At 74.1% G+C, this 24,149-nt stretch carries 20 protein-coding genes; 13 read left to right on the top strand and 7 right to left on the bottom strand.

Annotated features, from left to right (window positions below; translation table 11 throughout):
* Positions 1–135 precede the first annotated feature (135 nt).
* The gene (locus ACFXHB_RS07940) at positions 136–1,056 is read left to right on the top strand and encodes an oxygenase MpaB family protein (RefSeq protein ID WP_380572955.1); all 921 of its coding nucleotides are present in this window, start codon (positions 136–138) and stop codon (positions 1,054–1,056) included.
* A gap of 146 nt (positions 1,057–1,202) precedes the next feature.
* On the opposite strand, the gene ACFXHB_RS07935 is transcribed toward ACFXHB_RS07940, so the two are convergent.
* Positions 1,203–2,150, bottom strand: a complete 948-nt coding sequence (locus ACFXHB_RS07935; RefSeq protein ID WP_380573044.1) for a DMT family transporter — start codon at positions 2,148–2,150, stop codon at positions 1,203–1,205.
* A gap of 123 nt (positions 2,151–2,273) precedes the next feature.
* Between ACFXHB_RS07935 and ACFXHB_RS07930 the strand changes: the two genes are divergently transcribed.
* The 3 genes from ACFXHB_RS07930 to ACFXHB_RS07920 all read left to right on the top strand — a co-directional run bounded on the left by ACFXHB_RS07930 (position 2,274) and on the right by ACFXHB_RS07920 (position 5,550).
* Complete coding sequence (locus ACFXHB_RS07930; RefSeq protein ID WP_380572954.1) at positions 2,274–3,209, top strand: LysR family transcriptional regulator; 936 nt, start codon at positions 2,274–2,276, stop codon at positions 3,207–3,209.
* 95 nt (positions 3,210–3,304) lie between these two features.
* On the top strand, positions 3,305–4,054 hold the full coding sequence (locus ACFXHB_RS07925) for a response regulator transcription factor (RefSeq protein WP_380572953.1): 750 nt from the start codon (positions 3,305–3,307) through the stop codon (positions 4,052–4,054).
* The gene (locus tag ACFXHB_RS07920; RefSeq protein ID WP_380572952.1) at positions 4,051–5,550 is read left to right on the top strand and encodes an ATP-binding protein; all 1,500 of its coding nucleotides are present in this window, start codon (positions 4,051–4,053) and stop codon (positions 5,548–5,550) included. The genes ACFXHB_RS07925 and ACFXHB_RS07920 overlap by 4 nt, the downstream gene beginning before the upstream one ends.
* A 59-nt stretch (positions 5,551–5,609) precedes the next feature.
* On the opposite strand, the gene ACFXHB_RS07915 is transcribed toward ACFXHB_RS07920, so the two are convergent.
* Complete coding sequence (locus tag ACFXHB_RS07915) at positions 5,610–6,122, bottom strand: SgcJ/EcaC family oxidoreductase (RefSeq protein WP_380572951.1); 513 nt, start codon at positions 6,120–6,122, stop codon at positions 5,610–5,612.
* A gap of 215 nt (positions 6,123–6,337) precedes the next feature.
* Between ACFXHB_RS07915 and ACFXHB_RS07910 the strand changes: the two genes are divergently transcribed.
* The 3 genes from ACFXHB_RS07910 (at position 6,338) to ACFXHB_RS07900 (ending at position 9,413) form a co-directional block, all read left to right on the top strand.
* Entirely contained in the window at positions 6,338–7,099 is a 762-nt protein-coding gene (locus tag ACFXHB_RS07910) for a MerR family transcriptional regulator (RefSeq protein WP_380572950.1), read from the top strand.
* A gap of 350 nt (positions 7,100–7,449) precedes the next feature.
* Positions 7,450–8,502: an isopenicillin N synthase family dioxygenase gene (locus ACFXHB_RS07905; protein WP_380572949.1), complete on the top strand. Its 1,053-nt coding sequence runs from the start codon at positions 7,450–7,452 to the stop codon at positions 8,500–8,502.
* A 140-nt stretch (positions 8,503–8,642) separates the two neighbouring features.
* Positions 8,643–9,413, top strand: a complete 771-nt coding sequence (locus ACFXHB_RS07900) for a MerR family transcriptional regulator (RefSeq protein ID WP_380572948.1) — start codon at positions 8,643–8,645, stop codon at positions 9,411–9,413.
* On the opposite strand, the gene ACFXHB_RS07895 is transcribed toward ACFXHB_RS07900, so the two are convergent.
* The 4 genes from ACFXHB_RS07895 to ACFXHB_RS07880 form a co-directional block, all read right to left on the bottom strand.
* Positions 9,403–11,574 carry a 3-hydroxyacyl-CoA dehydrogenase NAD-binding domain-containing protein gene (locus ACFXHB_RS07895; RefSeq protein WP_380572947.1) on the bottom strand — a complete coding sequence of 724 codons (2,172 nt, stop codon included), beginning with the start codon at positions 11,572–11,574 and terminating at the stop codon, positions 9,403–9,405. The genes ACFXHB_RS07900 and ACFXHB_RS07895 overlap by 11 nt on opposite strands.
* Positions 11,575–11,662: 88 nt before the next feature.
* The gene (locus ACFXHB_RS07890; protein ID WP_380572946.1) at positions 11,663–12,877 is read right to left on the bottom strand and encodes an acetyl-CoA C-acetyltransferase; all 1,215 of its coding nucleotides are present in this window, start codon (positions 12,875–12,877) and stop codon (positions 11,663–11,665) included.
* Positions 12,878–12,976: 99 nt separating this feature from the next.
* Positions 12,977–14,119, bottom strand: a complete 1,143-nt coding sequence (locus ACFXHB_RS07885) for an acyl-CoA dehydrogenase family protein (RefSeq protein ID WP_380572945.1) — start codon at positions 14,117–14,119, stop codon at positions 12,977–12,979.
* A 10-nt stretch (positions 14,120–14,129) separates the two neighbouring features.
* Entirely contained in the window at positions 14,130–15,356 is a 1,227-nt protein-coding gene (locus ACFXHB_RS07880) for a CaiB/BaiF CoA transferase family protein (protein ID WP_380572944.1), read from the bottom strand.
* Between the two features lie 229 nt (positions 15,357–15,585).
* Between ACFXHB_RS07880 and ACFXHB_RS07875 the strand changes: the two genes are divergently transcribed.
* The 6 genes from ACFXHB_RS07875 (at position 15,586) to ACFXHB_RS07850 (ending at position 22,440) form a co-directional block, all read left to right on the top strand.
* Positions 15,586–16,056 (top strand): hypothetical protein, encoded by a 471-nt coding sequence (locus ACFXHB_RS07875; protein WP_380572943.1) that lies wholly within the window; start codon positions 15,586–15,588, stop codon positions 16,054–16,056.
* Positions 16,057–16,102: 46 nt separating this feature from the next.
* Positions 16,103–18,235, top strand: coding sequence for a hypothetical protein (locus ACFXHB_RS07870; RefSeq protein WP_380572942.1), 2,133 nt, complete (start codon positions 16,103–16,105; stop codon positions 18,233–18,235).
* Positions 18,236–18,242: 7 nt separating this feature from the next.
* Positions 18,243–19,331 (top strand): hypothetical protein, encoded by a 1,089-nt coding sequence (locus tag ACFXHB_RS07865; protein ID WP_380572941.1) that lies wholly within the window; start codon positions 18,243–18,245, stop codon positions 19,329–19,331.
* 125 nt (positions 19,332–19,456) lie between these two features.
* The gene (locus tag ACFXHB_RS07860) at positions 19,457–20,914 is read left to right on the top strand and encodes a sensor histidine kinase (protein ID WP_380572940.1); all 1,458 of its coding nucleotides are present in this window, start codon (positions 19,457–19,459) and stop codon (positions 20,912–20,914) included.
* Entirely contained in the window at positions 20,911–21,588 is a 678-nt protein-coding gene (locus ACFXHB_RS07855; protein ID WP_380572939.1) for a response regulator, read from the top strand. Before ACFXHB_RS07860 ends, ACFXHB_RS07855 begins: the two co-directional genes overlap by 4 nt.
* A gap of 192 nt (positions 21,589–21,780) precedes the next feature.
* Positions 21,781–22,440 carry a Pr6Pr family membrane protein gene (locus ACFXHB_RS07850; protein ID WP_380572938.1) on the top strand — a complete coding sequence of 220 codons (660 nt, stop codon included), beginning with the start codon at positions 21,781–21,783 and terminating at the stop codon, positions 22,438–22,440.
* Between the two features lie 39 nt (positions 22,441–22,479).
* Here ACFXHB_RS07850 and ACFXHB_RS07845 read toward each other — a convergent pair whose 3' ends face one another.
* Entirely contained in the window at positions 22,480–24,087 is a 1,608-nt protein-coding gene (locus ACFXHB_RS07845) for an ABC-F family ATP-binding cassette domain-containing protein (protein ID WP_380572937.1), read from the bottom strand.
* Positions 24,088–24,149: the final 62 nt, after the last annotated feature.

Raw genomic sequence — 24,149 nt, 5'->3', positions numbered from 1 at the left:
TCATCTACTTTTTGTTGGTCGGGTGCCGCTTTTTATGTTTTTATGCGCCGGGGGGGGGGGGGCCCCCCCCCACGCCCGGCGCCCGGGCCACCCGCCTCGTTGACCCGCCCCCGGACCGGTCCCTACAGTCGGCCTGTGCAGCGATACGACTGGCTGAAGGACATTCAGAAGCTGGACCCGGAGACGGAGTTCACCGAGATCTACCGGATCAGCAGCTGGTACGAGTTCCCGTGGGACACCGTGCAGTCGCTCGGCTTCGCGCTCTACCGCACGTACGCGGTACCCAGCATCGGCCGGCTGCTCGCGCGGACGGGTGAGTTCACCCGCCGCCCGCAGAAGCGCTACGACGACACCGTGCTGATCCTGGAGGCCGTGGTCGAGCACGGCTTCGACTCGGAGCAGGGCCGGGAGGCGGTCCGCCGGATGAACCGGATGCACCGCCGGTACGACATCTCCGACGACGACTTCCGGTACGTGCTCGCCACCTTCGTCGTGGTACCCAAGCGCTGGCTGGACGACTACGGCTGGCGCCCGTACTCGCCGCACGAGGTGCGGGCCACCACCAACTACTACCGCGAACTGGGCCGCCGGATGGGCCTGAGCGGCATCCCGGAGACGTACGACGGGTTCGAGCGCCTGCTGGACGACTACGAGCGCGCCCACTTCGGCTACGACCGGGGCGGCCGGGACGTCTCCGACGCGACCCTCGGCCTGATGGCCTCCTGGTACCCGGCCCCGCTGCGGCCCTCCCTGCGGATGTCGTCCGTCTGCCTGCTCGACGACCCGCTGCGCGAGGCCTTCGGCTACCGCAGGCCGCCGGCCGCCCTGCGCCGCGCGGTCCGCGCCGGGATGCGGCTGCGCGGCAGGCTCGTCCGTCTCCTGCCGCCGCGCCGCAGCCCGCGCCTGGCCCGCGACGGCCGGCAGGTGCGCAGCTACCCGGGCGGCTACCGCGTCGCCGAGCTCGGCACCTTCGAGGACGGCGGCGGCCCGGCCCGCCGCTGTCCCTTCCCGCCCGCCGCCCGTACGGAGGGGCCCGCCGCCCGTACGGAGGGCTGACCCCGCGCGCTGCCCGGCGCTCGCGTCGAGGGCGGCGACGGCGATCAGCGGCAGTGCGACGCAGCCGATGTCGGTACCGGGCCGGGTGAGCGCGGTGGCGGTGGGCAGGGCGCGGAAGTCGGGGGTCCACCAGGGTGATTCGGAGCTCACGCGCCGTTCGCCCGGTCGGTGGGGACGAAGGACGCGGGGGCCGCCGGCGCGGGTGGGGAGACCGCGACCACCCGTTCCCGGGGGTGGCGCGGGCGGGTCAGGAAGACCCCGGCCAGCACCACGATCATTCCCGCGACGGTCCGCGGGCTCACTGGCTCGTCGAGGACGAGCGCGCCGAGCCCGGTGGAGACGACCGGCAGCAGGTAGCCGACGGTGGCGGCGGCGGTGGCGCCCTCGGCGGCGATGAGCCGGTAGTTGAGGTGGAAGGTGAGCCCGGTGGAGACCACCCCGAGGACGCCGACCGCCGCCAGCGCGCGGAGGTTGATCCCGTCCGCGGTGCCGGTGGCGGCGGGCAGCGCCAGGGTGCCCAGGCCGGCCGCGACGGTGAGCTGGGCGGCGGAGAGGGCGAGCGGGGCGGTACCCGTGCCGGTGAGCACGCGGCCCATGTAGGTGAAGGCCACCGCGTAGCTGGCGGCCGCGCCCAGCAGGGCGAGGACGCCCCACCCGGGAGTACCGCCGGGCTGCGCCGGACCGCTGCCCTGCCAAGGCGAGAAGATCAGCAGCACCCCCGCGAAGCCGAGCAGCAGACCGCCGAGACGCCGCGCGTGCCAGCCGCGTTCCGTCCCGAGCGCGAAGCCGATCAGCAGCGACCAGAGCGGGGTGGTCGCGTTGAGCACCCCGGCCGGCCCCGAGCCGACGGTCCGCACCCCCAGGGCGGCCAGGAAGAAGGGCAGCACGTTGCAGAAGAAGGCCGCCACGGCGAGCCGGAGCCAGATCGCGGCGCCGCGCGGCAGCCGCTGACGGGCGGAACGGGCGAGCAGGAGCAGTACGGCGGCCCCGAGGGCGGAGCGCGCCACGGTGATCTGCAGCGGGGTCAGCCCGTTCCGCAGCGCGAGCTTGGTCCACAGGAAGCCCGAGCCCCAGAGCAGGGCGAGGACGGCGATCCGCGGCACGGGACACCTGCCTTTCGTTCGTCGGCCCCTCGCAGGGGCCCCGGTACGAACGCTGCCGTGCCGGGACAGAGCAGGACAAGTGAAATGTTCTGCATCATCGTTAAGCTGGCCTGCATGCTTGATGTGCGACGTCTGCAAGTGCTCCGCGCGGTGGTCACCGGCGGCTCCGTGAGCGCGGCCGCCACCGCGCTCGGCTGCACCCCGTCCGCCGTCAGCCAGCAGGTGGCGGCGCTGGAGAAGGAGACCGGGACGGCGCTGCTCGAACGCGCCGGGCGGGGCGTACGGCCGACCGCCGCCGGGCACCTGCTCGCCGAGCACGCCGTCGTCGTCGAACGGCAGCTGGCCGAGGCCGGGGCGGCGCTCGCCGACCTGCTGGCCGGGCGCAGCGGCTCGCTGACGGTCCGCTACTTCGCCACGGCGGGCGCCGCCCTCGTGGCGCCCGCCGTGGCGGCCTTCCGCCGCGAGCACCCGCGGGTACGGCTCGACCTCGGGATGACCGACCCCGAGGACCCGCTGCGGGACGTGCTCGGGGGCGGGGCCGACCTGGCGCTGGTGGTCCGGCCCCACCGGAGCGAGCACCGCGGGCTGCGCCTCGTCCACCTGCTCGACGATCCGTACCGCGCCGTCCTGCCGAAGGGCCACCCGCTCGGCACGAAGCGCGTCCTCGACCTGGCCGACCTGGCCGGGGAACCGTGGGTCGGCAGCGAGCGGCCCGGCCCGTGCCTCGACGCCGTCCTGGACGCCTGCGCCGCGGCCGGCTTCCGCCCCGGCTTCGCGGTGGACAGCGAGGACTACCCGACCGCGCAGGGCTTCGTCGCGGCCGGGCTCGGGGTGGCACTGGTCCCGCTGCTGGGCCTGGCCCGGCCCCACCCCGGTGTGACGGTACGGAAGGTCCGCACGCCGGAGCCGGTCCGCGCGATCCACGCCGCCGTCCGTGACAGCGCCCGGAGCCGGCCCGTCCTGGCCCACCTGGTCACCGCCCTGCGGGAGACGGCGGGGGGCGGCGCGGGCAGCGGGGAGGGCGGGCGCGGCCCGCGCCTGAGCCGGTGACGCGGCCCGGTGCGGCGCCCGGTCCGGCGCCAGGTGCGGGCGCTCGGGCGGGTGGCGGTGTGACGGCGCTCCGGCCCGGCCATAGGGTTCGCCTCGTGCGTGTATTGCTGGTGGAGGACGATGAGCCGGTCGCGGAGTCGCTGCGGCGCGGGCTGGTGCGGTACGGCTTCGAGGTCGAGTGGGTGACCACCGGGGCCGCGGCCCTGGCCGTCGGCACGCCCTACGACCTGGTGCTGCTCGACCTCGGGCTGCCCGACACCGACGGCCTGGACGTCTGCCGGGTGCTGCGCGAGCGCGGCGACGTGCCGATCATCGTGATCAGCGCGCGCAGCGACGAGACGGACCGGGTCGTCGGGCTGGAGATCGGGGCGGACGACTACGTGTCCAAGCCGTTCGGGGTGCGCGAGGTGATCGCCCGGATCAGGGCGGTGATGCGGCGGGTCCGGCCGAAGGAACACGAGCGGAGCGGCCCGGACCGGTACGGGCACCGGCTCACCGTCGACCGGAAGGCCGCCCGGGTGCGGCTGGACGGGGCGGAGGTGGCGCTGACGCCGAAGGAGTACGACCTGCTGGCCTTCCTCACCGAGGAGCCGGGCGCGCTGATGTCGCGCGAGCAGATCATGGAGGCGGTCTGGGACGCCAACTGGTTCGGCCCGACCAAGACGCTGGACGTGCACGTGGCCGCGCTGCGGCGCAAGCTCGCCGGCGCGGTGACGGTCGAGGCGGTGCGCGGGGTCGGCTTCCGGCTCGTCGTGGCGCCCCCGGCGGTGCCCGACCCGAGCGCCGACGGGGGCCCGCCCGGTCCCTCGGGCGGGACCGACACCGACGCCGGCGGCGCGGGATGATCCGCCGGCTGATCGTCAGCTACGTGCTGCTGGTCGGGGTGGCCCTGGCGGCGTTCACCGTGCCGGTGGCGTTCACGCTGACCGCGCAACTGCGCGGGGACACCGAGGAGTCGGTCCGGCGCGAGGCGACCACGATGGCGCTGCTGCTCGGGGACGGCGACGCGCCAGCCCGGCAGGCGCTGGCGCGGGTCGCGGGGGCGTACGCGGACGAGACGCCCGGAACGGTGGAGGTGGTGGCCGCCGACGGGGCGGCCGTCCCGCCGCTGCCGCTGCCCGCCCACCCGGGGGACCGGGCCTTCGCCGCCGCGCTGCGCGACGGGCGGAGCACCGCGGACTGGGGGTCCACCCTCGTCTGGGGGCCGGAGCTGGTGGTCACGGTGCCCGCCCACGCCCGGGCGATCCGCCCCGACGCCGCGGCCCGGGCCGATCAGGCGACCCGGGCCGACGCCGCCGACAAGGGGCCGGTGGTCGGCGCGGTCCGGATCCGGTACGCGACGGCCGACCTCAGCGACCGGCTCTGGCGGATCTGGGGCTTCCGGGCGGTCCTCGCGGTCGGCGTCCTGGCGGTGGCCGCCGGGCTCGGCACGATCGTGGCCCGGCTGCTCACCAAACCGCTGCGGCTGCTCAACGACATGGCCAGCCGGTTCAGCGACGGTGACCTCACCGCCCGCTCCCCCGTCACCGGCCCGCAGGAGACCCAGACCCTGGCCCGGACGCTGAACCAGGGTGCCGAACGGCTCGACACCCTGGTCGCCTCGCAGCGGATCTTCGTCGCGGACGCCTCGCACCAGCTGCGCACCCCGTTGACCGCGCTGCGGCTGTCCCTCGACAACATCGCCGACGGCGTGGACGACGAGTTCGTGCGCGAGGACGTCGAACAGGCCACCGCCGAGGTGGTCCGGATGAGCCGGCTGGTCAGCGGGCTGCTGGTGCTGGCCCGGGCCGAGGCCAAGGTCTCGGCCCCGGAGCCGCTCGCGCTGCGCGAGCTGGTCGAGGCACGGCTGAGCGTCTGGCGGCCGGCCGCCGACGAGCGCGGGGTGACCATCGCCCTCACCGGGGACGCCGACGAGCGCCTGCACGTGCTGGCCGGCCCCGGCAACCTCGACCAGGTGCTGGACAACGTGCTCTCCAACGCGCTGGAGGTCTCCCCCGACGGCGCCACCATCACCGTCCGGCTGGAGACGGCGACCGGCGACGAGGTGGTGCTGGAGGTCCTCGACCAGGGACCGGGGATGTCCGCCGCCGAGCAGTCCCGCGCGTTCGACCGGTTCTGGCGCGGCCAGGGGCTGACCGGCCGGTCCGGCTCGGGCCTCGGGCTCGCCATCGTCAAGCAGTTGGTGACCGACGACGGCGGCGCGGTGGCCCTGCGGGACGCGCCCGGCGGCGGGCTCGCGGTGCGGATCGGTCTGCGGACCGACACCCGCCCGGGGCCGCGGCAGGCCTCCCAGCGGCCGGCCGGGCCCCGGGCGTCGGGTGCCCGGCCCGCCGGGTTCTGAGCCGCCGGCCGGGGCCCGCGGCGGCGGTCCGGCGCACGGCGGTCCGGCGCACGGCGGGCTCAGCCCTCGGCGGGCAGCACCGAGGAGTGGTGGTTGACGATCAGCCACTTCCCGCCGCGCTTCTCGTACTCGTACGTGTAGCGGGCCTCGACCGCCTTGGTCGCGCCGGTCGCCGGGTCGGTGAGGTGGAAGCGGTAGACGCCGGCGTCGACCGCCGAGTCGGAGTCCAGGATGTTGACCACCGAACGGACCTTCTCGCCGCGCGGCTTCTTCTGCAGGAAGTGCTCGAAGTAGTCGATGATCTCCGCACGGTTGGTGCGGATCTTCGGCGACGCGGTGGGGAGCAGGACCGCGTCCGCCGCGTAGCGGTCGGCGACCTTCGCCGGGTCCCCGGTCTGCAGGGCCGCGTTCCACTGGTCGAAGAGCCCCGCGATCTCGGGCTCGGCGACCTTGTCGCGGCGGCCCTGGTCGTCACCGGCCCGGGCGACCGCGACGCCGGCGGTGAAGGTGCCGGCGGCGGTGACGGCGACCACCGCGGCGATCACGACGCGGGTGCGGATCTTAGGCTTCATCAGGGCTCCTGCTCGGGAGAGTCGGCTGTTCCGGATCTGGATTCACTCTCGCGGCCGACGGGTTAGCACCCGTACAGCGGACGGCAAGGGCGCGGACAACGCTCTGCCAAAATCGGCGGGCCGCCGGACTTGAAGCTGCCGCAGCGGCAGCTTCTACCGTCCTGTTCAGGGCCGGAGAGACCGGCCCGATGAGACGAAGGCGTGAGGAGACGGCGATGGCCTGGCCGATCGCGGAGGTCGCACGAATGTCGGGTGTCACGGCCCGCGCGCTCCGGCACTACGACGAGATCGAGCTGCTACCGCCCGCCCGGATCGGCTCCAACGGCCACCGGTACTACGAGGAGGCCCAGTTGCTGCGCCTGCAGCAGATCCTGGTGCTGCGGGCGCTCGGAGTGGGCCTGTCCGAGATCGGCCGCGTCCTGGCCTCGCAGGTGGACGAGCTGGAGTCCCTGCGCGGCCACCGGCAGCGGCTGCTCGCCGAACGCGACCGGCTGGACACCCTGGCCGCCACCGTCTCCCGCACGATCGTCGAACTGGAGCAGTCCAGGAAGGACGGCATTCCCATGACCGGTATCAACCGACCGGAGAACCTGTTCGAGGGCGCCCGGCCCGCCGACTACGAGGACACCCTGCGCGACTGGCCGGAGCTGGCCGAACAGGGCCGACGGGCCGCGGCGACGATGAGCGAGGCCGAGATCGAGGCCGGACAGCGCGAACGCACCGCGCTGATGATCCGGCTGGCCGAGCTGATGGCGGCCGGCACGCCCGTCGACGCCGACGCGGTGCAGGCGGAGATCGACGGGCAGTACCGGGCGCTGACCGCGCTCGCTCCGGTCAGCGCCGGGGAGTACCGCGCGATCGGACGGTCCTGCGTCGAGAACGCGCTGTGGCGCGACGCCTACGAGGCGATCGCCCCGGGCCTCGCGGCGTACCAGCGCGACGCCATCGAGGCCTACGCCACGGCACGCCTCGCCTGAACCGCCGGCCGCCGCCCCGGACGGACGGGGCCGGGGCGGCGGCCGGCTCCCCGCCCACCGATTGTCAGGAGCACGACATTGCCCTGCCGCACGGATCTCCCCGCCGCTCCTACCGTCATTTAGGCTGGTGACGTGCTCATACTCGTTCGCCGCCGCCATGTGGACCTGCTCCGCGTGACGAGCATGTCCTGTCGACGCTCCAGCTGAACCTCGCGCCTCCCACCCTCACGCGGTCCTGACCGACCGCGTCCCCCCTCCTGGCCCCGGGGCTCCCGCCGCACCAGGCGTGGCCCCGGCATCCCCGGTCGATCACCGGGAACGGCCAGGACGAGACACAGCGGATGTCACCCATGACGCAGCAGCACCCCTCCACCTCCCCGTCGGCCGCCGCCCCCGCGAACGCCCTCCCCGTGATCGACCTGTCGCTCGCCGACGGCACCCCCGACGACCGGCTCCGCCTGCACGACGAGCTGCGGGCCGCCGCCACCGGCGTCGGCTTCTTCCAGCTCGTCGGCCACGGCGTCACCCCGGCCGAGACGGCCGCCCTGATCGACGCGATGCGGGCGTTCTTCGCCCTCCCGCAGGCCGACCGGCTCGCCGTGAGCAACCTCAACTCCCCGCACTTCCGCGGCTACACCCGCACCGGCGACGAGCTCACCGGCGGCAGCCAGGACTGGCGGGACCAGCTGGACATCGGCGCCGAGCTGCCGCCGCACGTCCCGGGGCAGGGCGAGCCGCCCTACTGGTGGCTGGAGGGCCCGAACCAGTGGCCCGCGGCACTGCCGGAGCTGCGGACCGCCGCGCTCGGCTGGATCGACCGCCTCGGCGCGGTCGCCCGGCGGCTGCTGCACGAACTCCTCACCTCGATCGGCGCCGGCCCCGAGTTCTACGACTACGCCTTCGCCGGCCACCCCCACCTGCGGCTGAAGCTGGTCCGCTACCCCGGTACCGCGCCCGACGGCGCCGGCCAGGGGGTCGGCGCGCACAAGGACTACGGCTTCATCACCCTCCTGCTCCAGGACACCGTCGGCGGCCTCCAGGTCGAGCGCGCGGACGGCAGCTTCCTGGAGGTCCCGCCGCTGGAGGGCGCCTTCGTGGTCAACCTGGGCGAGCTGCTGGAGGTCGCCACCGACGGCTACCTGAAGGCCACCAACCACCGCGTGGTCAGCCCGGCCGGCGCCCGCGAGCGCTTCTCCGTCCCGTTCTTCTACAACCCCCGCCTGGACGCCCACATCGAGCCGCTGGACTTCCCCCTGGCGCACCACGCCCCCGGCGCCACCCAGGACCCGGGCAACCCGCTCTTCGCCGAGTTCGGCCTCAACGAGTGGAAGGGCTACACCCGCGCCCACCCCGAGGTCACCCGCCGCCACCACCCGGACCTCGCCGACGCCGGATCCCGCTGACGCCGAGCCCGGCCGACGACGGTCGCCGCCCGGGGCCCCGGCCGGCCGGTCCGCCGCACGACATCGGTGGACCGGCCGGCCGGTCACTGTCACACTGCTGCTGTTACAGCACTGGTGCGACGGGGCCGAAGGGGTGGCGGATGGCGGCGCGGGAGGGTGTCGAGATCCGGCTGACGGTCGACGAGCTGGCGGCGCGGGCCGGGGTGACGGTGCGGACCGTCCGTTTCTACGGGACGAAGGGGCTGCTGCCGCCGCCCGAGCTCGGACCGCGCCGGGTCGGGCTCTACGGCGCGGATCACCTGGACCGCCTCGGGCTGATCGAGGAGCTCCAGCGCCAGGGGCTCACCCTGGCGGCGATCGAACGCTACCTGGCGTCACTGCCGCAGGACAGCACGCCGCTGGACCTGGCGATCCACCGGGCCCTGGTGGCCTCCTGGACCCCGGAGGCGGCGGAGGAGCTGAGCCGGGGGCAGTTGGAGCGGCGGGCCGGGCGGGGGCTCTCACCGGAGCAGCTGGCGCGGCTGGCCGCGATGGGCGCGCTGGAGCGGACGGCGGACCCGGAGGTGTTCCGGGTGGATCCGGGGCTGCTGCCGCTCGGGGTGCGGATCCTGAACGTGCCGATCCCGCTGGAGACCCTGCGGGCGGCGCGCGCGGTGGTCCTGGAGCACAGCCGGGCGACGGCCCACGAACTGCAGCGGCTGTTCCGCGAGACGGTCTGGAAGCCCTACCGGGAGAGCGAACCGGCACCGGCCGAGCTGGAGCGGATGAAGGAGCTGACCGACCACATCCAGCCGATGGTCGCGCAGGCGCTGGTCACGGCGTTCCAGCGGTCACTGCGCGAGGAGCTGGGCGAGGCGGCACGCTCGGAGGAGCCCGCCGACCCGCCCAGCCGTCCGGGCGTCAGTCGGTGAAGGTCCGGCCCTCGGCGGCGATCCGCTCCAGCAGGGCCGGCGGCGCGAACCGCTCGCCGTAACCGGCGGCGAGCTCGCGGGCGCGGGCCGCGAAACCGGCCGGGCCGCCCTCGTACCCGTTGATGTACTGGAAGACACCGCCCGTCCAGGCCGGGAAGCCGATGCCGAGGATGGAGCCCACGTTGGCGTCGGCGACCGAGGTCAGCACGCCCTCCTCCAGACAGCGCACCGAGTCCAGCGCCTCGCTGAAGAGCATCCGCTCCTTGAGGTCCTCGAACGGGACGGCGGCCCCGGCCGAGGTGAAGTGCTCGCGCAGGCCCGGCCAGAGCCGGCCGCGTCGGCCGTCCTCGCCGTACTCGTAGAAGCCGGCGCCGCCGCTGCGCCCGGGGCGGCCGAACTCGTCGACCATCCGGTCCACCACCGCGTCCGCCGGGTGGGCGGTCCAGGTGCCACCGGCCTCCTCGACCGCGCGCCGGTACTCGTCGCGGATCTTGCGCGGCAGGGTGAGCGTCAGCTCGTCGAGCAGCGAGAGCACCTTGGCGGGGTAGCCGGCCTGGGCGGCGGCCTGCTCGACGGAGGACGGGTCGACGCCCTCACCGACCATCGCCACACCCTCGTTGATGAACTGGCCGATCACCCGGGAGGTGAAGAAGCCGCGCGAGTCGTTGACCACGATCGGCGTCCGGTCGATCTGGCGGACCAGGTCGAAGGCACGGGCGAGCGCCTCGTCACCGGTCCGCGGGCCGCGGATGATCTCCACCAGCCGCATCTTGTCGACCGGCGAGAAGAAGTGCAGGCCGATGAAGTCGGCGGTGCGCCCGACGCCCTCCGCGAGCAGGCCGATCGGCAGGGTGGAGGTGTTGGAGCAGAGCAGCGCGTCCGGCGCCACCACGTCCTCGATCTCCCGGAACACCTTCTGCTTGAGCTCGGGGTTCTCGAAGACGGCCTCGATCACCGCGTCGCAGCCGGCCAGGTCGGCGGCCTCGGCGGTGGGGGTGATCCGGGCGAGCAGTTCCTCGCGCTGCGCCGCGGTGCCGCGGCCGCGCGCCAGCGCCTTGTCCAGCAGGGCGGCGGAGTAGGCCTTCCCGCGCTCGGCGGCCTCGACGGTGACGTCCTTCAGCACCACCTCGATGCCGGCCTTGGCGCAGGTGTGGGCGATGCCCGCGCCCATCATGCCGGCGCCGAGCACGGCGACCTTGCGCACCGTCCGCTTCTCGACGCCCTGCGGCCGGCCGGCCCCGGCGTTGACCGCCTGCAGGTCGAAGAACAGCGCCTGGATCATGTTCTTGGCGGTCTGCCCGCAGACCAGCTCGGTGAAGTAGCGGGCCTCGATCACCATCGCGGTGTCGATGTCCACCTGGGCGCCCTCGACCGCCGCCGCCAGCACGTTGCGCGGCGCCGGGTAGGGCGCGCCGGCCAGCTGCTTGCGCAGGTTGGACGGGAAGGCGGGCAGGTTGGCGGCGAGCGCCGGGGTGGCCGGGGTGCCGCCGGGGATCCGGTACCCCTTGACGTCCCAGGGCTGGACGGCGCCCGGGTTGGCCTCGATCCAGGCGCGCGCCCGGGCGGTCAGCTCCTCCGGGGTGTCGACCAACTCGTGCACCAGGCCGTGCTGGAGCGCCTGCTCCGGGCGGTACTGGCGGCCCTGGAGGAGCACCTTCAGCAGGGCGTCGGTGATGCCGAAGAGCCGCACCGTGCGGACGACTCCGCCGCCGCCGGGCAGCAGGCCGAGGGTGACCTCGGGCAGGCCGATCCGGGCAGCGGGCGCGTTCAGGGCGATCCGGTGGTGGCAGGCCAGCGCGATCTCCAGGCCACCGCCGAGCGCGCTGCCGTTGACGGCGGCGACCACCGGCCTGCCCAGCGTCTCCAGCCGGCGCAGCGCCCGCTTGATCCGCATCGACTTCTCGAAGACGGCGGCGGCGTCCTCGGGGCGGGCGGCGGAGAGCATCCGGAGGTCGCCGCCGGCGAAGAAGGTCTTCTTCGCCGAGGTGATCACGACGCCGCGCAACTCGTCACCGAGGGCGGCGAGGCGCTCGACGGTGGCGTCGAAGTCGGCCGTGAAGGCCTCGTTCATGGTGTTCACGGACTGGGCGGGGTCGTCGAGGACGAGGGTGACCACGCCGTCCTGGTCCTGCTCCCAGCGGATGGTGGTGGTGTCGCTCATGGGGTTGGAATCTCCTGTGAGGGCCGGGACAAGGGAGGTGCCGCGCGCACCGCGCCGCCGGCGGGCGCGGCGGCGGGCGACCGGAGGCTCAGACGCGCTCGACGACGGTGGCGATGCCCATGCCGCCGCCGACGCAGAGGGTGACCAGGCCGAACCGCAGGTCGCGGCGCTCCAGCTCGTCGATCACGGTGCCGAGGAGCATCGCGCCGGTGGCGCCGAGCGGGTGCCCGAGGGCGATCGCGCCCCCGTTGACGTTCACCTGGTCCGGGCGGAAGCCGAGCTCGCGGACGAAGCGCAGGGCGACGGCGGCGAAGGCCTCGTTGATCTCGACCAGGTCGATGTCGGCGGCGGTCAGCCCGGCCTTGGCGAGCGCCTTGCGGGTGGCGGGGGCCGGCCCGGTGAGCATGATGGTGGGCTCGGACCCGGAGACCGCGGCGGAGACGATCCGGGCGCGCGGGCGCAGGCCGTAGCGCTCGCCGATGCCGCGGTTGCCGATCGCGACCAGGGCGGCCCCGTCGACGATGCCGGAGGAGTTGCCGGCGTGGTGGACGTGGTCGACGGCCTCCACCCAGTGGTACTTCTGCAGGGCGACGGCGTCGAAGCCGCCGGCCTCGCCGATGCCGGCGAAGGAGGGCTTCAGTCCGGCCAGGGTCTCCACGGTGGTGCCGGGCCGGATGAACTCGTCGCGCTCCAGCACGACCAGGCCGTTGCGGTCGCGGACCGGGACGACCGAGCGGTCGAAGAGGCCGTCGGCCTGCGCCTTGGCCGCACGGGCCTGCGATTCGGCGGCGAAGGCGTCCACATCGGTGCGGGAGAAGCCCTCGATGGTGGCGATCAGGTCGGCGCCGATGCCCTGGGGGACGAAGTGGTTCTCGTAGTTGGTCATCGGGTCCATCGCCCAGGCGCCGCCGTCGGAGCCCATCTTCACCCGGGACATCGACTCCACGCCGCCGGCCAGGACGAGGTCCTCCCAGCCCGAACGGACCTTGGCGGCGGCCAGGTTGACCGCCTCCAGGCCGGAGGCGCAGAAGCGGTTCTCCTGGACGCCGGCCACCGAGTCGGGCAGGCCGGCCGTGATGGCGGCGATCCGGGCGATGTCGGAGCCCTGGTCGCCGATCGGGCTGACCACACCGAGCACGATGTCGTCGACGGCCGCCGGGTCCAGCTCCGGGAACCGGCGGCGCAGTTCGTGGATCAGGCCGACCACCAGGTCGATCGGCTTGGTGCCGTGCAGTGAGCCGTTGGCCTTGCCCCGGCCGCGCGGGGTGCGGATCGCGTCGTAGACGTACGCTTCGGTGGTCACGGTGGAGAGCCTTTCGGGGGTCTGACCGGGCGAGGGGTGTCCGGGCGAGGGGTGTCCGGGCGAGCGGGTTCGGCGGGGCCGGTCGCGGCGGGAGCGGAGTCAGCCCAGCAGGGAGCGTCCGACGATCTCCTTCATGATCTCGGTGGTCCCGCCGTAGATGGTCTGGATGCGGCCGTCGGTGAACGCGCGGGCGACCGGGTACTCGGTCATGTACCCGTACCCGCCGTGGAGTTGGAGGCAGCGGTCGGCGGTGCGCTTCTGCAGTTCGGTGGCCCACCACTTGGCCATCGAGGCGTCGGCCGGGGTGAGCGCGTAGCGGTTGTGCTCGGTGATGCAGCGGTCCACGAAGGCGCGGGTCACCGCGCACTCGGTGGCCATCTCGGCGATCTCGAAGCGGATGTGCTGGAGCTTGGCGAGCGGCCGGCCGAAGGCCTCGCGCTGCTTCACGTACGCGGTGGTGATCTCGACCAGGTACTCGGCCCCGGCGATCGCGGCGGCCGCGATGGTGAGCCGCTCCTGCGCGAGGTTCCGCATCAGGTGGAGGAAGCCCTGGTGCTCCTCACCCAGCAGGTTGGCCTTCGGGACGCGGACGTCCTCGAAGAACAACTCGGCGGTGTCCTGGGCCTTCTGGCCGATCTTGTCGAGGTTGCGGCCGCGTTCGAAGCCGGGCATCCCGCGCTCGACCACCAGCAGGCTCAGACCGCGTGCGCCGCCCTCGGGGGTGGTGCGGGCGACCACCACCACCAGATCGGCCAGGATGCCGTTGGAGATGAAGGTCTTGGCGCCGTTGAGCAGGTAGTGGTCGCCCTGGTCGACGGCGTGGGTGCGGATGCCCTGGAGGTCGGAGCCGGTGCCGGGCTCGGTCATCGCGATGGCGGTGATCAGCTCACCGCTGCAGAACCCGGGCAGCCAGCGGCGCTTCTGCTCGTCGGTGGCGAGCGAGGTGAGGTAGGGGCCGATGATGTCGTTGTGCAGGCCGATCGCCAGACCGGAGGCGCCCGCGCGGGCGAACTCCTCGGCCAGTACGGCGGCGTAGCGGAAGTCGGCGGTGCCGCCGCCGCCGTACTCCTCGGGGACGGCGAGCCCGAGCAGGCCCTGCCGGCCGGCGGCGAGCCAGGCGGACCGGTCCACGATGCCGGCCCGCTCCCAGCGGTCGTAGTGCGGCAGCACCTCCTTGGCGAGGAAGGACCGGACGGTCGCCCGGTAGTCCTCGTGCTCCTCGGCGTAGATGTCGCGTTCCACGGCAAGCTCCTTATCGGGCCTCGGCGTCCGGGGTGGTCGGGGTGGTCCGGGCGTCCGGGGTCGTCGCGCCGTCCGGGGTGAGCCGGGCGTCCGGGGCGGTCCGGCCGTCCGGGGGCAGCAGGGCGGGCACGCCCCAGTCGCGGGCCACCGCCGCGGTGTCGGCGCCCGGCCGGGCCGGCGGGCGGCGCAGCGTGCCGGGGGTGGCGGAGAACCGGGGCGCGGGGGCGGGCTGGGTCACGCCGTCCGCCTCGACATAGGTGCCGCGGGCCACCAGGTGCTCGTACGAGGCGGCCTGACGCAGCGTCAGGACCGGTTCGACGCAGGCGTCGGAACCGGCGAAGACGGCCTCCCACTCGGCGCGGGTCCGGGTGGCGAAGCGGGCCGCGATCAGCTCCCGCAGTTCGGGCCAGCGGGCCACGTCGTACTGTCCGGGCGCGTCCGGGCCGAGCTCCAGCAGCCGGGCGAACTCGGCGTAGAAGCGCGGCTCCAGCGCGCCGACGGCGAGGTCGCCGCCGTCCTTGGCCCGGTAGACCGCGTAGCAGGGCGCACCGCCGTCGAGCAGGTTGACGCCCCGGCGGTCCTGCCACCGGCCGGCCGCGAGCAGGCCCCAGAGCACGGTGGTGAGGTGGGCGGCGCCGTCCACGATGGCCGCGTCGACGACCTGTCCGACGCCGGTCGCGCCGGCGTGGTGGAGGGCGGCGAGCAGGCCGACCACCAGGTAGAGCGAGCCGCCGGCGTAGTCGCCGAGCAGGTTGGCGGGCACGGCGGGCGGCTGTTCGGGGGATCCGATCAGGCCGAGCACTCCGGCCACGGCCGCGTACCCGATGTCGTGACCGGCCCGGGCGGCCAGCGGGCCGTCCTGGCCCCAGCCGGTCATCCGGCCGTAGACCAGGGCGGGGTTGCGGGCGAGGCAGGCCTCCGGGCCGACGCCGAGGCGTTCGGCGACGCCGGGCCGGTAGCCCTCGATCAGCAGCTGGGCGCGTTCGACGAGGTCGAGCACCTGGCCGGGCCCGCCGGGGGACTTCAGGTCGACCAGCACCGAGCGCTTGTTGCGGTTGGTGACGTCGTAGGCCGGCTCCTGGGTCAGCGGCGAGGGGTCGGGCCGGTCCACCCGGACCACGTCGGCCCCGAGGTCGGCCAGCACCATGCCCGCGAAGGGGCCCGGGCCGATCCCCGCGAGCTCGACCACCCGGACGCCGGCCAGCGGGCCGGGGCTGCTGGGGCCACGCACGGCCACCACCCCTTCGGGGTTTGACAGTAAAGCTGTAACACTCGCGATGATAGGGAAGCGACCCGCCGGTAACAAGACCCTTCGCCCGCCGACACGGCCCTGGCGAATCCTTGACGCGGTCCGTGCAACCGGGGTGACGGAGGGTGCGTCGGTACACCTACGGGGCGGGCCGGTACGGTCGTCCTGCCGCCACAAGGGTTCTGACCTCTCGTCGGAGGAAAGGAAGCAGACGCACATGGTTTCCCCAGGGTTCACCACCGGGCCGGTCCAGCCGGCCTCCCCGCCGGGCGCACCTCGCAACCCGTCGCCGGACACCGTCATCCCGATCTCGGCACCGGGCACGTCCCCGTTCGCGGCCGGCCCCACCCCGAATCCCTCCCCCGGCCCGCCGCCGTCCGCGCCCACCACCCGGCTGGACCGGCCGCACGAGCTCAACGCCTCGGCCGGCATCGCCCGGCAGATCGCCACCGACCTGGACAGCGCCAACGGCAAGGGCGGCAACAACCTCGCCGAGCACGCGAGCACCGCCGCCACCAGGATCCGCGGCTTCTCCTTCGGCGCCGCCCTCACCGGCTCCACCGAACGCTGGCTGCAGCAGTGCAAGAGCCTGCACGACAAGCTGACCGCCACCGCCGACAACCTCGACACGACCCAGCGCACCTACCAGGCCCACGAGCAGGCCACCGCCGGCCAGTTCGGCCACTGAGCCCCCGGCCCCGAGAACCGAGAACTCACAGAGGAGCCCCAGAGGCATGGTGTCCTTCAAGGAACTGCACGAGGCCGACTTCTCCGGCGTCACCGAGACGGCCGAGGCCTGGACCAACATGGCCAAGGCACTCACCTCGCTCGACACCCGGGTCGGCACGGACCTCACCACCACCCCGCAGCGGGCGGGCTGGCAGGGCGCGGCCGCCGACGACGCGGGCCGCACCCTCAAGACCATCGACACCGACTTCACCCAGGCCTCCGGCGTCGCCACCGCCCTCGCGGCGATCATCCGCGACGCGGCCTCGGACTTCACCGCGGCCCGCAAGGACCTGGACGCGACGCTCCACGACGCACAGGGCCAGCAGCTCGTGGTGGACGCCGACGGCGCGGTCAGCTGGCCGCCGATGTCGGGCGTCGGTCACAACGACCCCGACTACCAGGAGCTCCTGCGCACCTACCAGGTCGACATGAAGGGCAAGGCCCAGGCGATATCCGACCGGCTGACCAGGGCCGTCGAGCAGGCCACCGCGGCCGACCAGCGCGCCTCGTCCGCGCTCCAGACCGACGTCGGCACCAGCACCACGGCCTTCAACGCCAGCCCGTACGGCGGCGGCGACGTGGCCGACGCCAAGCGGGCCGCCGACCTGCTGGGCAAGGGCCAGAGCCTCTCCGACGAGGAACGGCTGCGGCTGCGGAACCTGATGGCCGCCGGCTCCGGTTCCAAGGACTTCTCCACCACCCTGCTCAACAGCCTCGGGGCGGGCGACAAGACCGGCCCGGACGCGCTGCTGGTGTACGCCAAGAGCTACGACGGCTACGCGCACGGGGACCGCGGCGCCAAGGACTACCAGGACATCTACGGCAACCTGTCCCAGGTGCTCGCCACCGCCACCAAGGACGGCGGGATGGGCAAGGAGTGGCAGGACAGCCTGCTCAAGGCCGCCCGCAGGCCCGGCGGTTCGGCCGCCGGGTTCAACGACAACTACCCGGTCCTCACCCAACTGATGGGCGCCAAGGGCGACTACGACAAGGCGTTCCTGGAGAAGGTCGGCAACGACCTGGTCGACTACGAGAAGCACAGCAAGAACAAGGGCGCCGAGCTGTGGGGCCCGCTCTACGACCGGGACGACCCCATGGGCGGCCTGATGCGGGCGATGAGCCGCAACCCGGAGGCCTCCAAGGAGTTCCTCGACCCGGGCGCCAACAAGAACCTCGACTACCTGCTCAAGGACCGCACGTGGCCCAACCAGGGCTACGAGGACAAGCTGCTCGACAGCGTCGCGCGCGACTCCTCGCGCGGCGCCTTCGGCGACGCCCTGGAGGCCGCCGCCACCGGCCGCGACCCGCACGGCAACCAGCCGCCCCGCCCGCACGACCCCGCGATGTCCCGGATCATGAACGAGACCGTCGCGACCCTCGGCGGTGACAAGGCCGGCGGCGAGAACGGCCTGCCCGCCGGCCTGCGCCGTCCGCTCGGCAACATGATCGCGGACTACGCGCCGGACGTGCACGAGATCCTGGGCAAGGAGGTCCGCGGCGGCTCCGAGCCCAGCGGCCTCACCTTCGGCCGCGAGCAGTTGCTGCGCACCATCCGCGGCTCCGCCGAGGACCCGGAGGCCTTCCGGGTGATCCACACCGCGGAGACCCAGGAGATCGCCCGCCGGATGGACACCTACGGCCCGGACGACTTCAAGCCCGACGCGACCGGCCGGGTGAACCCGAAGTTCGCCGGCTTCACCCAGGAGGCCGGCCAGGCCCTGGGCGCCCTCGACGGCGTGCGCGGCGACGTCCTGATCGACCACCGCGAGGACCAGAAGTTCAAGAACAACTGGCAGTCCAAGATCGATTACCACATCTACGGCACCCCGGTGAACTACTTCCTCCCCGGCCCGTTCGGCGACATCGCCCAACGGCTGGTCGACGTCGGCACCGCCGACTACGCCAACAAGGCCAACGCCGAGCTCGACACCAAGGCCCAGGGCGACCTCAGCAAGAACTACTCCGCAGGCGAGGAACAGCTCAAGTCCATGATCGAGTACAAGGCCGTGCTGTCGGGCGTCTCCCAGCGGGACGTCGACGCCACCGGCGGCGTGACCCAACAGCTCATGGAGGGCGTCACGCAGAACTACTCGACGGCGATCGACCGCACCTACAACGGCGCGCTGGGCAGGGGGTGATGACGGCATGACGGCAGAACAGGACCGCACGGGCGGGAGCACGGACACGCCCGCGGGCCCGCTGCGCCGCACGGACGAGGCCCTCAACCGGCGCGGCTTCACCACCCGGCGGCTGCGCCTTCGGGCGGCGGCCGTGATCGTGGCGATCACGGCCGGCGTCTCGGGGGTGCTGCTCTACAACCTGACGAACGTGCTGGGACCGGACAGCGTGTGCGGCGACGCCGCGACGGCGGACGAGGTGCACGCGGCCCTGGGCCCCGGACGGATCAGCGAGGAGAAGAGCGACGGCTGGTCGCCCGGCGCCTACGACGGGACCGCCGCCTGCCGGGTGACGGTCTCGTACGGGCTGTTCGGCCCGACGGGCCGGTCCGCTGCGCTCGCCCTCGCGCTCCCCGGGGACGAGGTCGCGCCGCCGACGACGCCGGAGGCCCGGCTGTTCGCCGGTGGTTCCACCGGTGCCGTGCTGGACTCCCGCGCCTGGGCACTGCTCCCGGACGGCTGTCCCCAGGCCATGCGGGCCGAGGTCCGGCTGCTCGGGTCGGACGACAGGGTCGGCGGCCGTGCCGCGGGGATGGCGACGCTGGCCGTGGCCTTCGCCAACACCGCCGCGGAGAAGAAGGGATGCGGCGGCGGGCTGCCCGCCCCGTCCGCCCTGTCCGCCGCGGCGACCCCGCAGCCGGCCGACCTCGGCAACGTCTGCGGCCTGCCCGGCATGGCGCCGACCCGGGACCCGCAGGCCGGCGAGGGGTATCGGCAGACGGTGACCGCCGGGTTCGCCCCGGTCTGGTCCTGCGAGGTCTCCTCCCCGAGCGGCCTGAACACGGTGGCCTCCTTCACGATCACCACCGACCCCCGGGTCAGCGCGCTGGACCCGCGGGACGCCCGCACGGAGGCCTACGGGCGGGCCCGGTGGATCGGGTCCTCGGGCGAGAACGCCGTCGCCACCTGCCAGGGCAAGCCCGCCTACTTCCACCTCGACCGGAAGTACAGCCCCGGGGTGGGCGGCAGCGGGCTCTTCCCGGACGAGAAGGACCTCTGGAAGCAGTTCCTCGCCGCCGGTGGCACGGCGATCGGCTGCGAGCCGATCGTCCCGTAGGCCGCCGGAGCCGCCGGCCCGGGTCTCCTCCCCGGAGACCCGGGCCGGCGGCTCCCCCCGGCGGGGGAGGCGGATCGTCGCCGGGACGGACGACCCGGGCCGGTACCGGGCGGGAACGTGGGGGCATGACCACGAAGACCACCGCCGACCGGGTGCGCGGCGCGGGCGGTCCGGGCCGCCCGCGCCGCCACGGTGCCGTACCCGACGCTCGAACCGCCGACCGAGCGGGCGGCGGTGGTGGTCTCGGCGCTCTCCCCCGGCGCCAGGACGGCTCCCGTAGAGTCGGCCCGGTGATCACGGGGGCGGGCACGGGCGGCACGGCACGGCGGATGGGCGGCGCGCTGGTCGGCCGGCGGGCCCGGCTGCGCTGGGTGCACCTGGTGCTCGGCGGCGCGCTGCTGATGCCCTACTGGATCCTGTCGACCGTGCTGCTGGGCGCGCTGAACCCGGCGCACGGTCCGGTGGTCCAGTTGCTCCTCTACTTCGCCGCGCTCGGCCTCTCGCTGCCGATGGCCGCCGTCACCGCGCTGGTCCCGACCGTCCGGGCGTTGGAGGGGGCGGCGGCCCGGGCGCTCTGCGCGCCGCACCGGGCCGAGGAGGTCGCCACCGGACCGGCCCGCTCCTGGGCCGCCCGGCGGCGGACCGCCGCCTGGTACGTGCTGCACGTGCTGTTCGGCGGGCTGGTCAGCGGGATGACGCTGGCCGGTGCGCCGTTCGCGCTGGTGTTGACGATCTCCCCGCTGGGCGGGCCCGCGATGGACCACGTGGTGCGTTTCCGGCAGGACCGCGGCTTCCCCTCCTGGCTGCCCGGACCCGTGCTGGGCCTGTCGCTCCTGCTGCTGATCCTCGCCGTCAGCGCCGGGCTCGGCGCCCTGCTGGCCCGGTGGGCGCCCGTGCTGCTCGGCCCGGCCCCGGAGGAGCGGCTGGCCGCCGCCGAACGCCGGGCCACCGTCCTCGCCCAGCGCAACCGGCTCGCCCGCGAGCTGCACGACTCAGTCGGCCACGCGCTCAGCGCGGTCGGCATCCAGGCCTCGGCGGCAGCCCGGGTGCTGCGGTCCGACCCGGACTTCGCCGCCGAGGCGCTGCAGGCGATCGGCGAGACCGCACGGGCGGCCGTCGCCGAGCTGGACGCCGTGCTCGGCCTGCTGCGCGAGGAGGACCGGACGGACGCGGAGCCCACCGGGCCGACCCTGGCCGGACTGGACGACCTGCTGCGTCAGCTCGCCCGCACCGGCGTCGCGGTCGACGCCGAGCTGGCCCCCGGCCTGGACCGGCTGCCGGCCGCGCTGTCCCGTGACGCCTACCGGATCGTCCAGGAGGGTCTGACCAACGTGCTGCGGCACGCCGGGCCGGCGCCCGCCGGGCTGCGGGTGGGGCGGGCGCCGGGCCGGCTGGAGATCGAACTGACCAACCCGCTGGGCCCGGACCGCCCCGGCCGGCCCGGCCGGCCCGGTGGCGGCCGGGGGCTGCGCGGGATCGGCGAGCGGACGGCGGTGCTGCGCGGCGGGTGCGCGGCCGGTCCGACGGACGACGGCGCGAACTGGCGGCTGGCCGTCTGGCTGCCCCTGGAAGGGGAACGATGAACGACACGACCGGAACCGTCCGCGTGGTGATCGCGGACGACGAACGACTGGTGCGGACCGGCCTGCGGGTGGTGATCGACGCGGAGCCGGACCTCACCGTGGTCGGCGAGGCGGCCGACGGCGCGGAGGTCGTCCCGCTGGTGCGCGAGCTGCGCCCGGACGTGGTGCTGATGGACGTCCGGATGCCCGGCATCGACGGCATCCGGGCCACCGAGCAGCTGGTCGGCGGGATGTCCGAGCCGCCCAGGATCCTGGTGGTCACCACCTTCGAGCACGACGACCACGTGTACGACGCGCTGCGGGCCGGCGCCGCCGGGTTCCTGCTGAAGCGGGCCGGCGCGGAGGAGATGGTGCAGGCGGTGCGGCTGGTCGCGCGCGGGGACTCGCTGCTCTTCCCGGCCGCGGTGCGGGAGCTCGCGCTGCGCCAGGTGCCGGCCCGGCGGCGGCCGGCCGGCGCCGGGCGCGGGCCGATCGACCGGCTCACCGAGCGGGAGGGTCAGGTCCTGCGGCTGATGGCCACCGGGCTCAGCAACGGGGAGATCGCCGGGCGGCTGGTGCTCAGCCAGGAGACGGTCAAGACGCACGTCGGCGGCGTGCTGGCCAAGCTCGGGGCCCGCGACCGCACCCAGGCGGTGATCGCCGCGTACGAGTCGGGCTTCGTCCTGCCGGGGTGACGGCCGGGGCCGGGAGGGCGGTGGGCGGCGGCGGTTGCGGGCCGGGCGGGCGGCGGGCGGCGGCGGGCGGGCAGGTGCCCACCACCTGCGGAGACGTTTCTTCCGTCCCGGCCCTACCAGCGAGTAGAGTGCGACCTTCCCCCCGCTACCGCCCGATACCTCCCGTATCGCCTGAAACGAACTGGTGACCGCATGTCAGTCCGGACCAGCCCCGCGCTCTGGTGGCGCATGGGCATCGTGCTCTCGGCAGGCCTCGGCCTGACCCTCCAGACCGCCCCGCTGGTCTACTTCACCGTCCAGAGCAATGTGATCGTGCTCGGCTACTTCATCGGCGCGGTCTACTGGATGGTCAAGCGCGGCACGGTGGACGCGCCCGCCCCCCGGCTGCGCGGGGCCGCCACGCTCTACATCCTGATCACCGGACTGGTCTCGCACATCCTGCTGGAGCACGGCGCCAACCCGCTGCCCGGGCTCTTCGACGGACCGGACAAGCTGCAGCACTGGTCGTCCTTCTTCCTCCACTACGTCACGCCGGTGATGGTCATCATCGACTGGCTGACCCTGAAGCCGCGCAACGCCTCCGCCTGGCGCGACATCCCGCTCTGGCTGGCCTTCCCGCTCGGCTACGCGGCGATCGTGCTCGCCCGCAACGCGCTGTTCTCCAACTACCCGATGCCCTACCCCTACTTCTTCTTCGACCCGACGACCAAGGGCTACGGCTACGTCTGGGGTCAGATCGCGCTGCTGACCGTGGAGTTCGTCGTCCTCGCGGCGACGGTGATCGGGCTGGACCGGCTCGGTACGCGGGTCGCCGGCAAGCCGCGGCCGGCGACGGAGCCCGGCGGCGCCTGACCCGGCCCGGCCCAGGGCCGGGCCAGGGGGCCACCGCGGCTACATCGGCTCCACCGCCCGCAGTTCGCCGTCCAGCTCCAGCCAGCGGGTGATCCCGAGGCCGCGCAGGAACGGCAGGTCGTGGCTCACGACGATCAGCGCGCCCTGGTAGGCGGCGAGCGCCTGGGTGAGCTGGCGGACGCCGGCCAGGTCGAGGTTGTTGGTCGGCTCGTCGAGCAGCAGGAGCTGCGGCGGCGGGTCGGCCAGCAGCAGGGCGGCCAGCGTGGCGCGGAACCGCTCGCCCCCGGAGAGGGTGGCGGCGAGCTGGTCGGCCCGGCCGCCGCGGAACAGGAAGCGGGCCAGCCGGGCCCGGATCGCGTTGTCCCCCGCCGACGGGGCGAACAGCTTGACGTTCCCCACGACGGTGAGCCGGTCGTCCAGCAGGTCGAGCCGCTGCGGCAGGTGGCACAGCGGCACCGGGGTGGTGATCTCCCCCTCCAGCGGAGCGAGTTCACCCGCGACGGTACGCAGCAGGGTGCTCTTGCCGGAGCCGTTGCGGCCGGTCAGGGCGATCCGCTCGGGCCCGCGCAGATCGAGGTCGACGGTGGTGCCGTACGCCATCCGGACCTTCTGCAGGGTGAGCACGGTGCGCCCGGCCGGCACGGCGGTGCGCGGGAGGTCGATCCGGATCTCGGCGTCGTCCCGGACGGCCTCCTCGGCGGCGGTGAGCCGCTGCTTGGCGTCCTCCAGCCGTTCGGTGTGCATGCCCTGGAGCCGCCCCGCCGTCTCCTGGCCCTGGCGTTTCAGCTTGCCGGCGACGATCCGCGGGTCGTTGCGGGTGACCGAGCGCTTCCTGCCGTAGCTGGCGCTGCGCTCCAGCTTGCCGCGGGCCTCGACCAAGTCCCGCTTCTGGCGCTCGACATCGGCCTCGGCATGGCGCAGCAGCCGCTCGGCGGTCTCCTGCTGCGCCGCGACGGCACGCTCGTAGTCGGCGAAGTTGCCGCCGTACCAGCTGACTTCACCGTCCCTGAGGTCGGCGATCTGGTCCACGTGCCGCAGCAGCTCGCGGTCGTGGCTGACGATCACCATCACCCCGCTCCAGCCGGCCACCGTCTCGTACAGCCGCTCGCGGGCGGACCGGTCGAGGTTGTTGGTCGGCTCGTCGAGCAGCAGGACGTCGGGGCGGCGGACCAGCAGGGCTGCCAGCCGCAGCAGGACGGCCTCGCCGCCGGAGAGTTCGCCGGTGGTCCGGTCGAGGGCCAGCCGTTGCAGGCCGAGCCGGTCGAGGGCGGCGCGGGCGCGCTCCTCGACGTCCCAGTCGTCGCCGACGGCGTCGAAGTGGCGCTGGTCGGTGTCGCCGGACTCGATGGCGTGCAGGGCCTCGCGGGTGGCCCGGATGCCGAGCGCCTCGTCGACCCTCAGCCCGGTGTCGAGCGTCAGGCCCTGCGGCAGGTAGCCGAGTTCGCCGCCGACCTTGACGGTGCCGGCGGTCGGCGTGAGCTCCCCGGCGACGAGGCGCAGCAGGGTGGACTTGCCCGCGCCGTTGAGCCCGATCAGGCCCGTCCGGCCGGGGCCGACGGCGAGGTGGAAGCCGTCGAGCACGGTCGTGCCGTCGGGCCATTCGAAACCGAGGTCGGTGCAGAGGACAGCGGTGCTGGGTTGTGCCATGGAGGCCTCCCGGGTGGTCGCAGACGAGCTGGGGAGCAACACGGGAGACACCGCGGGCGGTA

Source organism: Kitasatospora sp. NPDC059327 (genome assembly GCF_042752535.1).
Classification (GTDB): Bacteria; Actinomycetota; Actinomycetes; order Streptomycetales; family Streptomycetaceae; genus Kitasatospora.
This window is presented reverse-complemented; position numbering and strand designations above follow the sequence as displayed.